Origin of the sequence: Actinokineospora spheciospongiae (assembly GCF_003182415.1) — a bacterium.
In the GTDB taxonomy this organism is placed as follows: Bacteria; Actinomycetota; Actinomycetes; order Mycobacteriales; family Pseudonocardiaceae; genus Actinokineospora; species Actinokineospora spheciospongiae.
Window position 1 is genome coordinate 16304 of sequence record NZ_QHCP01000020.1, and the last position, 12605, is coordinate 28908.

The 12605-nt window shown below is 75.3% G+C and carries 7 protein-coding genes; 3 read left to right on the forward strand and 4 right to left on the reverse strand.

The annotated features are described in order from the left end of the window. Positions 1–265: 265 nt before the first annotated feature. The gene (locus tag DFQ13_RS31880) at positions 266–910 is read left to right on the forward strand and encodes a thioesterase II family protein (protein WP_052022106.1); all 645 of its coding nucleotides are present in this window, start codon (positions 266–268) and stop codon (positions 908–910) included. 309 nt (positions 911–1219) lie between these two features. Here the strand turns inward: DFQ13_RS31880 and DFQ13_RS35730 are convergent, their stop codons facing one another. Beyond that, entirely contained in the window at positions 1220–4339 is a 3120-nt protein-coding gene (locus DFQ13_RS35730; protein ID WP_110082496.1) for a helix-turn-helix transcriptional regulator, read from the reverse strand. Between the two features lie 457 nt (positions 4340–4796). On the opposite strand from DFQ13_RS35730, the gene DFQ13_RS31890 reads away from it, so the two are divergent. Beyond that, the gene (locus tag DFQ13_RS31890; protein ID WP_110082497.1) at positions 4797–5561 is read left to right on the forward strand and encodes a thioesterase II family protein; all 765 of its coding nucleotides are present in this window, start codon (positions 4797–4799) and stop codon (positions 5559–5561) included. Positions 5562–5672: 111 nt separating this feature from the next. Here DFQ13_RS31890 and DFQ13_RS31895 read toward each other — a convergent pair whose 3' ends face one another. From DFQ13_RS31895 to DFQ13_RS31905, 3 genes are all read right to left on the reverse strand, one after another. Further along, positions 5673–8504, reverse strand: coding sequence for an ATP-binding protein (locus DFQ13_RS31895; protein WP_110082498.1), 2832 nt, complete (start codon positions 8502–8504; stop codon positions 5673–5675). 563 nt (positions 8505–9067) lie between these two features. Continuing rightward, positions 9068–9841, reverse strand: coding sequence for a hypothetical protein (locus DFQ13_RS36070; RefSeq protein ID WP_407643242.1), 774 nt, complete (start codon positions 9839–9841; stop codon positions 9068–9070). After that, positions 9834–10220, reverse strand: coding sequence for a hypothetical protein (locus tag DFQ13_RS31905; RefSeq protein ID WP_110082516.1), 387 nt, complete (start codon positions 10218–10220; stop codon positions 9834–9836). Before DFQ13_RS31905 ends, DFQ13_RS36070 begins: the two co-directional genes overlap by 8 nt. Before the next feature lie 136 nt (positions 10221–10356). Here DFQ13_RS31905 and DFQ13_RS31910 point away from each other — a divergent pair, with 136 nt between their 5' ends. Then, positions 10357–12594: a CHAT domain-containing protein gene (locus DFQ13_RS31910; RefSeq protein ID WP_110082499.1), complete on the forward strand. Its 2238-nt coding sequence runs from the start codon at positions 10357–10359 to the stop codon at positions 12592–12594. Positions 12595–12605 lie beyond the last annotated feature (11 nt).

Genomic DNA, 12605 nt, shown 5'->3' on the forward strand with positions numbered 1-12605 from the left:
CGAATGCTGTGTGTGATTGTTCGGATACCGCCTTTTTGCGTTCCCGGTGACAAAAAGCGGGGTCAGTTCAAATGCCCGACCCGGCGATCGTTGAGGTCAGCGCCCACCCGAGCCGGGGACAACACTCGGGTTATGCCCCTATCCGAACCCCTGATCCCCGGCTTTCGCCGCGACCGGGCACCCGGCGCCACCCTAGGGGTTGAGCCCCGCCGAACCGGGGTGGCACCTTGGGCCGAGCGTCGGGGGAAAGGGAGTCGGGCAGCCGATGAGTGGACCGGGGGATTCCTGGCTGCGCCGCCTGCGCGCCTGCGACCGCCCGGCGGCCAGGGTCGTCTGCCTCCCGCCCGCGGGCGCCGACGCCCTGTTCTACCTGTCCTTCGCCCGCGCGGTGTCGCACCCGGTGGAGGTCCTGGGGGCGCAGTACCCGGGCCGCCGGGACCGCCGGGGCGAGGCGCCCGCGCGGACGGTGCAGGAGTTGGCCGACGGGATTGCCGGGGCCGCCGGGTCGGACCTGCCGGTGGCGCTGTTCGGGCACGGGATGGGGGCGGTGGTCGCCTTCGAGACGGCCCTGCGGCTGCACCGGCCGCCGCTGGTGCTGTTCGTCTCGGGTGCGCCGGGACCGCCGCGGCACCGGGTGGCGGAGTCGGCCGAGTCCTCCGGGACGGCACACGCGGACCTCTCGGCGGCGGCGACCTACCGGTGGGGCGACGCGCGGGTGGGTGCGCCGGTGGTGGGCATGGTCGGCGACGAGGACCCGGTGGCGCGGGCCGAGGAGGTCGCCACCTGGCAGTCCGTCACCTCGGGGGCCTTCGAGTTGCAACTGTTCTCCGGGGGCCACCTGTACCTGACGTCTTTCGTGTCCACTGTGGCCAACGCGGTGGGGGAACGGGTGCTGGGGATGCTGGGGTGATCGTGGCGCTCCACCGGTGCCAGGCGGAGCAGCCAGTGCCAGGCGGAGCAGTCGGTGGCCAACCGGGCTAGCTGGGGCAGCCGGTAGCCAGCCAAGCGGCCGGTGTCAGGCGGAGCAGCCAGTTGCCAGCCGGGGCAGCCAGCGGCCAACCGGGCGGCCGGTGTCAGGCGGGGCAGTCGGTGGCCAACCGGGCTAGCTGGGGCAGCCGGTAGCCAGCTAGGGCAGCCGGTGGCCAACCGGGCGGGCGGTGGCCAGCCGGAGCAGCCAGTTGCCAGCCGGGGCAGCCGGTGGCCAGCCGGGCGGTCGGTGTCAGGCGGGGCGGCCGGTGGCCAGCCGGGCGGGCAGGTCGCCCCGGCGGCGGACGCCGAGCTTGCGGTAGACGCGGGTGAGGTGCTGCTCGACCGTGCTCACCGTGACGTGCAGGCGGTCGGCGATCTCCTTGTTGGTGTGGCCGAGGGCGGCGAGGGTGGCAACCCGCTGCTCGGCCTCGCTGAGGTCGGCGAAGGCCGCGTCGGTGGGTTCGGGGTGGGCGGCGGGGCGGTGCCGCAGGACGCGGTCGACCAGGTCGGTCACCCCGCACAGCTTGGCCTCGTCGGTGGCGCTCCTGGCCACCCGGCGGGCCTCGGCGGGGTCACCGCCCTCGGTGAGGGTGCGGCTCAACTCCGCCAGGGACACCGCGGCGGCGTAGCGATCCCCCGCGGCCCGGAACTCCTCGGCCGCCTGGTGCAGCAGGCCCGCTCCCCGACTGCGCGCCAGCACCCGCAGGGCCAGCGCCCGGGTGTAGCGGCTGGCGGCGGCGGGCAGGGCCAACTGCTCGTCGGCCAGCAGGGCGGCGGCGCGGACCCTGCCCGCGCGGAGGTGCGCGGCGGCCAGACCGGTGCGCCAGGGAGCGAGGGACGGCAGGTCGAGGCCCCAACCGGTCATCCGCCGCCCGCACTCCTCCAAGTCCGCCACGGCGGCCAGCACCCGGTCGGTGGCCAGGTGGCGCATCCCACGGGCGTACAGGTAGCGGACGCCGAAGACGGTGTCGTAGGTCGATTCCGGCAGGACGTGGCGCAGCGCCGCGCTCGGGGTGACGCCGAGCGCGGTCTCCGCGCTGAGCATCGTCGCCAGCGGCAACGCCACCAGAATCCCCCAGGAGCGGTCGGGGAGCATCCGCAGGCTCTCCTCGGCCGTGGACCGCGCCACCCGCAGCGCACCTTGGCGCAGCGAGATCTCCGCACGCGCCGCACCGAGCACGGCCGACCACGTGGTGGCCCCCCGTTCCCGCGCCCGCCCGAGCAGGTCATCACCCCATCGAGCAGCCAGGTCCACCCGATCGGCGTGCACGAGGGCGGCGAGCGCCCCCGCGAGCACCTCGAGCGTGTGGTCGGTGAGGGGACAACCGCGGAGCACCCGCTCCGCGTCCCGGACCACATCCGGGAGCGCACCCGCGAGCAGCCCCGGCAGCAGCGCGGCGGCAGAGCGCTGCCAGCGGTCGACGGCCCGCACGGGCTCCGGAACGGGCCGAGGACGGCGGGGACCGCGCAGCCAGTCGTCGGCGAGGGTCAGCTCGGCGCCCACCCGAGGATCGGCACGGCGGGCAGCGGCCAGTAGGGCGGCGGCGGTGTCCGGATCGGCGTGCCAGAGCCCGTGCCGGGCAGCGACGACGGGATCGGCGAAGCCGTGGTGGGCGGGGTGGGCGGGGTGGGCGGGGTCCGCCACGCGGTGGAGGTCGCCGCCGGGGCGGGTGGTCCGGCCTGCCGCGTCTTCGGCGCGGGAAGCCGGGCCGTGGGAGCCGCCTGCGTCGGCGGCGGGGGTGGTCGCGTCGCGAGTGGGGCGGGCGGCGGGATCACCGGAAGGACGACCGGGGCCGCCTGAGGCGGGATCGGCAGAGGCGGGACCGGCGGAGCAGGCGAAGCGATCGGTGGAGGTGGCGGAACCACCGGCGGAACCGACGAGACCGCCTGCGGTGGAACCACTGGTGGCGAGGTCGGTGGGGGTGCTGGGGCAGGCGGCGGTGGCAGGACCAGCCGCAGCAGGGCCACCACCAGCGGCAGCGGCGGCAGGACCAGCGGCAGCAGCAGGACCAGCGGCGGTGGCAGCGGCCGAGCCGACCGCAGAGACAGCGGCGCCGCTGGCGGCGGGGGCAGGGCCGCTGGCGGCGGGGGCAGGGCCGCCAGCGGCACTGGCCACGGTTCTGCCGTCAGCGGTGGCGGCAAGGGCAGCAGTGGTGGGGGCAGTGGGGGCGGGGCTGGCGGCAGCAGGGCGGGCGGTGGGGGCTGCGGTGGGGGATTCGGGGAAGGTGGTGTCGGGGCGGGGGACGGGGTTGTAGCGCCATTCGGCGGCGGCCAGGGCGTCGGCGGTTCGTTGGGGGGTGGGGGAGGTCGGGAGGGCCAGTTCCAGGCAGCGGACGGCGAAGGGGCCGTCGTCGGTGGCTGCTGCGGTGTGCAGGACGTCGGTGGCCCAGGGGTGGTCGGTGCGGCCTGCGGCGACCAGGTGGTGCGCGACTTCGGTGGGGCAGGCGCCCCGGTCGTGCAGGAGGGCGGCGGCTCGGTGGTGCAGGTCCGCTCGTTCTTCTCCGGTGAGGGCGCCCAGGACCGCTTCCCGCACGGCGGTGCGGGCGATGCGGCCGCCGGACATGAGGCCCGCCGAGGTCAGGGCTCCGGTCATGGTCGCCACCGCTGACCTGGTGGTGCCCGCCAGGTCGGCGATGAGGCCGGGGAGGGCCTGGTTGCCGAGGACCGCCGCCGCCTTGGCCAGGTCGGGGACGCCGTCGTCCCAGCGGTGCAGGCAGGACAGGACGGCCTGGCGGAATGCCGTGCCGTGGCCGGGTTCGGCGGGGGCGTCGGCGAGGAGGGCGTGCAGGAGGACCGGGTTGCCGCCGCTGATCCGGTGGTGGGCCGCCACGTGGGCGCGGTCGGGGGGTGCTCCGGTGCTGCGGGCGATCAGCTCCGCCACGCCGGTGGCGGACAGGGGTGCCAGGCGGACCCGGTGGTCGGCGGTGCGGACCAGGTCGGTGCCGGAGACCGGTTCGCGTTCGGCCAGGACGACCAGGACCGGGGCGGCGGCCGAGCGGCCGCGCAGCGCGGTGAGGACGTTGAGCGATTCCGCGTCCACGTGCTGCACGTCGTCGACGGTGAGGACGACCGGGCCTCGGGCGGCGGCGGCGAGGGTGGATTCGACGAAGCGGGACGTGGACGGGTCCGGCAGGCCCGCCGCCAGTTGGCGGACCGCGCCGAGCGGTAGGTCCTGTTCGCCGCGCGAGCCGGTGGCGGTCAGCACCAGCGCGCCGGATTCCAGGGCGCGGTCGGCGAAGTCGGCGAGCAGCGTGGTCTTGCCGCAGGCGAGTGCGCCGGTGACGGCGGCGAAGCGGCCCGCGCCCGCGGCGCTCTCGGCCAGCGCGCGCGCCAAACCGGTCCCGGCGGTTCGGCGTTCGACCAGCGCCATCCGGTCTTCCCTCCACCCCGCGAGCGGTGCACGGCCTGGGAAATGTACTCCCGGTCCGCAAGTCCGGAGAAGCCGTGACCACCCCGCACCCGGCGAGCTTCGCTCGACAACACCGCGCATCCTGCGGCACGTCGGTGAAAACCCGGCGGTCAGGGGGTTTTAGGGGTACCGGCGGTCACCCCTACCGGCGCGCGGGCGGGCGTGTTCTTCGTACCGATAGGACAACCGCGTGTGCCGCGGTAGGGGTGGACATGGGGGTTGTCGGCCCGCGCCCGCGCTGGAACAGTCGGCCGGGGTGGGCGCGGTCCGCACGGGCCGGGTGACGCTGATCACCAACATGCCCGCGGCAGTTCGCCCACCGCGGCGGACTTCCGGGTCACCATGGGAGCGGCTCCCGGTGGAGCGCGGGCTTTCCCGAACGGCACTTTCCAGGACGGCGGAGGGACACCGATCCGACATGGCAGCGACCGACACGACCGAGCTGTGGGTGCGCAGGTTCCACCCGTCCCCGGACACGGCCGCGCGCCTGCTGTGCCTGCCGCACGCGGGCGGTTCGGCGAGCTACTTCTTCCCGGTGTCGCGGGCGATGGCGCCCCGGGTGGAGGTGCTCGCGGTGCAGTACCCGGGGCGGCAGGACCGGCGGCACGAGCCGTGCCTCGACAGCGTGCAGGCGCTGGCGGACGCGCTGGTCGACGTGGTGGTCCCGTTCGCGGACAAGCCGCTGACGCTGTTCGGGCACAGCATGGGCGCCTCGCTGGCCTACGAGCTGGCGATCCGGTTGGAGGCCAGGGGGGTGGTCCCGGCCGGGTTGTTCGTCTCCGGGCGGCGGGCGCCGAACGCGGTGCGCGACGAGCGGGTGCACCTCAGCGGTGACGACGGGCTGATCGCGGAGATCAAGCGGCTCAACGGGACCGAGTCGCAGTTGCTCGACGACGACGAGGTGCTGCGCATGGTGCTGCCGTCGATCCGCGCCGACTACAAGGCCGCCGAGACCTACCGGCCCACCCCGGGGCAGTCGGTGTCGGTGCCGATCCGGGCGCTGGTGGGTGACAGCGACCCGAAGGTGACCCCGGAGGAGGCGGCGCGCTGGGCCGAGCACACCACCGGGCCGTTCACGCTGGAGGTGTTCCCCGGCGGGCACTTCTACCTCAACGCCGTGGTGCCGCAGGTCATCGACCGCATCTCCCGGCACATCGAGAACAGCCTGGCGACCGCCGACTGAGGGGCCGCCGGGTGGGCCGGGTCACTCCCGGCCCACCCGGCGGTCACGGCCCCGGCGGGGTGGCACAGCCGGTCGACACCGCCGATCGGCTGTGTCGACCGGGCCTACCGCTCAGTTCTCCTCCGCCGCGGCGGAGGCGAGGAGCTGCTGCGGCAGGCCCGCGGGCAGGTCGGTGCGGCGGCTGACGTTCAGCTTCCGGTAGACCCGGGTCAGGTGCTGCTCCACCGTGCTGACGGTGATGTAGAGCTTGCCGCCGATCTCGCGGTTGGTGTGCCCGAGCGCGGCCAGCACCGCGACCCGGCGCTCGGCGTCGCTGAGCAGGTCGAGCACCGCCGTGTCCGCCGTCCGCCGGTCCGTGGTCTGTTCGGGCACGTCCGCCTCCCGTCCCGGCAGCAGCTCGCGGGTGAGCGGCTCCGCCTGGCAGCCCTTGGCAAGCTGGGCCGCGCGGCGGGCGACCGTGCGGGCCTTGTCGCAGTCGGCCGCGGCGTTGTGCGCGTGGCTCAGCGCCAGCAGCGACCGGGCGAGTTCGTAGCGGTCGCCGCCCGCGTGCAGCGCCTCCACCGACTCCAGCAGCAGCGCGGTGCGCCGGTCGGCGGTGGCCGCGGCGGCCAGCACGCGCAGCGACTGGCCGCGGGTGCGCGGGCCGTCGCAGCCGGGCCGGGCCAGTTGCTCGGCCATCAGCGCGCGGGCCGCGTCCCGGTTGCCCAGCGCCAGGTGCGCGGCGGCGGCGCCTGCGCGCCACGGCACCAGGGTCGGCAGGTCCAGGTCCCAGTGCGCCATCAGCGCGCCGCAGCGCTGGTGGTCGGCGAGCGCGGCGTGCGCGCGGCCGGTGGCCAGGTTGTGCCCGGCGCGGGCGTGCAGGTAGCGCAGGCCGAACTGGGTCTGGAACATGGCCTCCGGCACCGGCGTCCGCAGCAGGGTGGCGGCGAGCTCGTGTTCGCCCATGGCGGTGGCCGCGGCCACCCGCACCGACAGCGGCACGCCGATCGCCACGCCCCACCCCTGCGGGGTCAGCAGGTCGATGGCGGCCTGGGCGCGCTCGGCGGCGGCGGGCAGGTCGCCCTGGCGCAGCGCCACCTCGGCGCGGATCGCGCCCAGCACGGCCAGCCAGGTGTCGGCGCCGCGGCCGGTCGCCTCGGCCAGCAGCGCGTCGCACCAGTACGCGGCCCGGTCGTTGCGGTCGGCCAGGACCAGCGCCACCAGCGCGGAGAGCTGCGAGCCGAGGGTCTGCTCGCCGAGGCGGCAGCTCTGCAGGATCTGCTCGGCGGCGGTGACGATCTCGGTGCGCGCGCCGCCGCCGCGGATGCGTTCGAGCATCGCCGACACCCGCGACCACGGGTCGGCGATCACCCCGGCCACCCGGGGCGCGGGCACCGCGGGGACCACCGTCGGGTGCAGGAACTCCAGCCAGCGCAGGGCCAACCCGGCCTGGCCGGTGGCCGGGGCGTGCGCGGCGGACCCGGACAGCTCGGCCAGGGTTTCCGACAGCTCGCGGGTGTGGCCATACCAGAGCAGGAACTTGGCCAGGTGCAGGCGGTTGCGCGGGGTCAGCCTGCCCGCGGTGCGCGCGGCGCGCAGCGGACCCAGGTAGCGGGCGGCGGCGGAGGGGTTGCGCCGCCACTCCACCCGCAGCAGCAGGGTGATCAGGTCGGCGCGCTCGTCGTCGTCGCGGGTGATCCGGGCGGCCAGTTCCAGGCCGCGCAGCGCGGGGGCGAGCCGGTCGGCGACCAGGTCCTCCTGGGCGGCGTGGCGCAGCACCGACACCGCCCACTGGCCCTCGACCGGGGCGTCCAGGTCGGCGGCGGCGGTCAGGTGCGCGGCCACGTCGGCGGCCTGGGCGCCGTCGCGCAGCCGCAGCCGGGCGGCGCGCAGGTGCAGGTCGGCGCGGTCGGCGGTGGCCATGCCGTCGAGCACGGCGGTCTTGGCCACCGGGTGCCGGAAGCGGCCCGCGTCCAGCAGCCCGGCCAGCTCCAGCACGTCGAGCGCCTGCGCGGCGGCGTCGGAGGTCATCTCCAGCAGGGCGCCGAGCAGCGCCGGGGTGGCGGCGTCGCCGAGCAGGGCGAGCCCGCGGGCCACCTGGCGCATCGCCGGTTCCCCGCGGTGCAGGCAGGCCAGCACGCCCGCGGCGAACTCCGGCCCCACGGCGACGTCGGGCTCCCCGGCGCGGGCACCGGCGCGCAGCGCGGCCCGGTGGTCCTCGGCGAGGGCGTTGACCAGCAGCGGGTTGCCGCCGCTGATGGCGTGGTGCACCGGGGCGAGGGCGGCGACGGTGGCCGGGTCGAACCGGTCGGCGAGCAGGTCGGCGACGCCCTCGGCCGACAGCGGGGACAGCCGAAGCTGCGAGGTGTTGGGTTGGCGGGTGACCTCGGCGCGGAACACGGCCTGGGTGGGGCGGGGCTGGGCCCACTCGGTGAGCACCACCAGGACGCGGCCGAAGCGCATCCGCCGCTGTAAGTAGAGCAGGGCCTCCAGCGAGGCGCCGTCGGCGAACTGCACGTCGTCGACGGCGATCACCACGGGCTGCTTCTTCGCCAGCTCGATCAGGGTGGCGCAGAGGGTGTCGAGCAGCCGGGCCCCGGCGCGGCCGAGGGCGTTCGGGTCCTCGACCGGCTCGGCCTGCTGGGCGCGGACCCGGCGGGTGGCGTCCTCGGCCAGCTCGACCGGGATCGCCGGGCTCTGCGCGAGTTGCAGGACCACGCCGAAGCGCAGCGTCCGCTCGGCCCGCGAGCCGGTGGCGGTCATCAGCACGGCCCCCGCGGCGGCGACGTGCTCGGCGAAGGTGTGCAGCAGTTCGGTCTTGCCGCTGGCGACACCGCCGCTGACGAGCGCGACCTGGCCCCTGCCCCGGACGCACTCGGCGTAGAGCCGGGTGAGTGTGCCGAGTTCCTCGTGCCGTTCGACCAGCGCCATGGTCTGCCTCTCCGCTTCTCCCGCGCGTCCCATCCGCGTGCACGGTGGGAACTCTGTCGCCAGTCACGCAGTGTGACGGTTTTTCTCCGTTCCCCCACCGTCCGGGATGAATCTAACGGCTTCGACGGCCATTGTGGAAGCTTTGCCAATTGACTCGATGAACAATGCGATTCCCGGAGGTGACCGCACCCGCGCAGTGGCCCATTCGGCCCATCCGGCTGGGCCCGCAGGGGGTATCCGGCTGCCCGCCTCTTCCCACGGCCGAGGACTTTTCGCAATGGACGAAATAGGTCACGACGCCGAAGGGTAGTCACTGGCCATGTTCGCTACGGTTGGTGAGTCACCAACCGTAACCTCAAGAGTGCCTTAAGTAGTCGCAGTTGAGGAGGCCAAGGTGAGCCCGGGACGCACACCGCCGAACCCGCACCACCGCTCGGCGACCCTTCCGAACGGCGCCCGCGGACCCGGAGCGGACACTTTTCCGACACCTCGGATTAACCCAACCGAGTGACGCCGGGAATTCAACGGCAGCCAATCCGAGACCTAATTGCGACAGGACCAATGCGATCGAACACGCCGGGGCGGCGCCTTCGGGGTCAATGCGCGCCCGCGATGGCGGCGCTGCGCCGTATCCACAGCAGACCCAGCACCGGCAGCACCAGCGGGACGAATCCGTAACCCCGCCCGAATAGCGACCACACGGTCGCATCGGGGAAAGCGGCCGGGTCGAGCAGGCTGAACGCGCCCACCGCCACGACCCCCACCAACTCCACGGTGCAGGACACCACCGCCACCCGGCGCGAGGCCGCCGAGCCCCGCACGAGCCCCACGGTCGCCACCACGTAGACCACGGCGGCGAGGGCGGAGAGCAGGTAGGCCAGCGGGGCCCGGTCGAAGTGGGTGCCGAGCTGCACCGCCGACCGCGCGCACGCGGCGAGGGCGAACAACGCGTAGACGGCGATCAGCAACCGGCCCGGGCCGCTGCGGGTGGCCGCCCGCAGCCCCGGCCGGGCCTGCCCGTGCGGCTCGGCGCTCGGCGCGGGCTCGGGGGTCGGGTGGGAGGGGGTGTGGGGATCGGGTTCGAGGGCAAGCCGTGCCCCAGGTTCGGGATCGGACTCAGCACTCGGGTGCTCGTCGGGTCGGGAGCTGGACTCGGGAGCCGGGTGCGCCTCGGGGCGGAGGCCGGACTCGGAACCCGGGTGCGCATCGAGTCGGGGAGCGGACTCAGAGGCCGGGTGCGCGTCGGGTCGGGCGCCGGGCTCGGGAGCCGGGTGCGCGTCGGATCGGGCGCCGGGCTCGGGAGCCGGGTGCGCGTCGGATCGGGCGCCGGGCTCGGGAGCCGGGTGCGCGTCGGGTCGGGGGTCAGACACCGGGGACCGCCGCCCAGACCTGGTCGAGTCGCAGGTTCAGCACCGGGACCACCAGGCAGCCGATCACCAGGACCGCGATGCCCCACCGGGTGCGCTCGGCCAGTGCCCAGAACACCGCGATCGGCAGCACCAGCAGCGCGCCCAGCAGGTAGCCGCCGAAGGTGAGCGCCTCGACGTCGCGGTCGGTGGTCGCCAGGTTCACGAAGCCGACGACCGCCTGCACCAGCAGGCCCAGTTCCAGCAGCACCAGCAGCCCGAGGTAGGCCCACCCGTCCGGGCGACCCGGCAGCGGCGGTCGGAGCAGCACGACCAGGACCAGCGCCCACAGCGCGGCACCGAGGGCGACCCAGTTGAGCACGGAGGTCAGTGCGTCGACCACCGGCACCACCGCACACCCGAGAACCCGCGCATGTCCAGAGCTTCGCACGGCCAGTCGGCGGGAAGCACGTCGGGGCGGGGCGGCCGGGTGCCACAATCGACCCCGGCCGACGACATACGGTGTACCGGGGGGTGCGATGTCGACAGCGAACCTGCCCGCCCTGCTGCGGGACCCGACCCGCCGCGCGGAGGCGGTGGCCGCGGTGGGCGACGCCCTGGCCGCGCTGGGCCGGGGGGCTCCGGCGCGGTGGGTGCCGGACCCGGAGCGGGTCCGGCGCCTGCGGCGCGGGCTGATCGCCGGGACCGACTTCGACAGCCTGGCCGAAGACCTGCGCCTGCTGTCAGAGGACGAGGCCGCCGAACTCCTGGCGGGTGAGCCGGACCGGTGGGACCGCGCGGCCATCACCGCCGTGGTCGGCCGGTTGGCGCCGAGCGCGATCCCGGTGGGAGCGCTGGCCCGGCTCTGGCTGACCACGCACACCGGGTTGAGCACGGGGGACGTGGCCGCGCTGCTGGGCCCGGCACCGCGGCGGACCCTCTACCGCGGCCTGCTCCCCCTGCTCACCGACGACCTGGCGGGTCTGCTGGCCGCGGAGCTGCTGGCCGATGTGCTCGACGGTACCCGGCCCGCCCACCCGACCCCGGAACCCGCCGATCTGCCCGACCAGCCCCGGGACAGCACCGGACACTGGACGCCGGTCGACGAGGACCCGGGTGACCACGACCACGCCCCCCAGCAGGGGAGTGGTGGTCGACCTCCCGCCAACGGCGGGTATGGCCAGGCCTTCCCACCTGCGGACAGGGTGGACCCGTGCGCACCGTCCGGCGGTCGCGGCGCCGGGGCGGAGCGGGTGGCCTGGCCCGTGGTGGCGGCGCCGGAGGTGGTGCCGACCGACACGGAGTTCGACCTCGTGGTGGGCATCGGGGCCGAGCCCTCGGCGGAGGTGACCGGCACCGGGTCGCTGCGGGTACCCGCCGGGGATGTGCTGATCGAGGTGACCGTGATGTTCGACCCGGTGGCGTTCGCACCGGTGGGGTGGGCGAACCCGGTGACGTTGGCGGCCACCGGCACGAACCCGTTCCCCCGGATCAGTCTGCGGGTGCGGGCGCTGGCCGGGGTGGACCTGGGGGTGCGGCGGGAGATCGGGGCGGCGTACTTCGTCGGTGGGGCGTTGCGCGGGTACGGGTCGCGCACGGTGCAGGTGACCGATGGGCCCGGGGAGCGGTTGGACCTCGTCGACGGGGACAGCCTGGACCTCGGGCCGCTGTTGGCGGCTGACGCGCCGGACCTGGTGGTCGTGGTGGAGCGCGGGGCGGATGTGTGCGGGCAGACGTTGTTGTGGAGTGCGCGGTCCCCCTTGGCGGGGGTGGTGGGGGCGCCGGGGCCGCACCGGGTGGGGATCGGGGACGATCCGGCCGGGTTGGCCCGGGCGGTGCGGTTGAAGATGGGGTCGGTGGCCGATCCGCGGGACGCCGTGTTGACGTTGGTCGGGTTGGGGCGGGAGATCGGGGACAAGGTGCCGGTGCCGGTGGCGGACGCGATCCGGGCGGTGGTGGCGGCGCGGGCCCCGGCGCCGCCGTCGGTGTTGCTGCTCAGCGCCGAGCCGCACGTGCCGTGGGAGTTGGCGGTGTTGGGCGAACCCGAGCCGGACCGCAGTCCGTTCCTGGGGGCCCAGGTGGTGCTGGGGCGGTGGGTGCTGGACACCCGCAGGCCGCGGCCGACGCCGCCGGTGCGGGCCTCGGGGGCGGGGCGGGCGGTGGTGACGGCGCGGTACGAGGGGGTGCCGGGCTGGAGCCGGTTGCCCAGTGCCGAGGCGGAGGCGGCGGGGTTGGCGGCGGCGTACCCGCCGTGCGCGGAGGTGGCGCCGCTGCACTCGGCGGTGTTGGACTTCCTGGAGTCGGGGCCGCCCGCGCGGGCGGTGCACTTCGCGCTGCACGGCAAGTTCGACCCGGACAACGCCCAGGACGGCCTGGTGCTGCTGGCCCCCGCACCGGCCGACCCGAACCGGCTGGTGCCACGGTTCCTCAGCCCGGAGCACGTGTCGGCGATGTCGTTCACCGGCCACCCCTTCGTCTTCCTCAACGCCTGCCAGGTCGGGGCGGGCGGTACCGTGCTCGGTGACTACTCCGGGCTGGCGCGGGCCTTCCTGGCGGCGGGCGCGTGCGGGGTGGTCGCTCCACTGTGGAACGTCGACGACGTGGCGGCGAGCGAGTTGGCCGAGGCGTTCTACGCGGCGGCCTACCGCGGGCTGCCCGCCGCCGAGGTGCTGCGGGGGCTGCGGGCGGGCGTAGACCGGCGGACCCGGGACGGCAAGCCCGCGACCACCATGGCGTACCAGTTCTTCGGGCACCCGCGACTCGCCCTGCACCTGTGAAGGAGGACCGC

Bases quoted from the DNA above. Each gene is read 5' to 3' on its own strand.
- DFQ13_RS31880 (WP_052022106.1), top strand. From the start codon at position 266: ATGAGTGGACCGGGGGATTCCTGGCTGCGCCGCCTGCGCGCCTGCGAC.
- DFQ13_RS35730 (WP_110082496.1), bottom strand. From the start codon at position 4,339: ATGGCGCTGGTCGAACGCCGAACCGCCGGGACCGGTTTGGCGCGCGCG.
- DFQ13_RS31890 (WP_110082497.1), top strand. From the start codon at position 4,797: ATGGCAGCGACCGACACGACCGAGCTGTGGGTGCGCAGGTTCCACCCG.
- DFQ13_RS31895 (WP_110082498.1), bottom strand. From the start codon at position 8,504: ATGGGACGCGCGGGAGAAGCGGAGAGGCAGACCATGGCGCTGGTCGAA.
- DFQ13_RS31910 (WP_110082499.1), top strand. From the start codon at position 10,357: ATGTCGACAGCGAACCTGCCCGCCCTGCTGCGGGACCCGACCCGCCGC.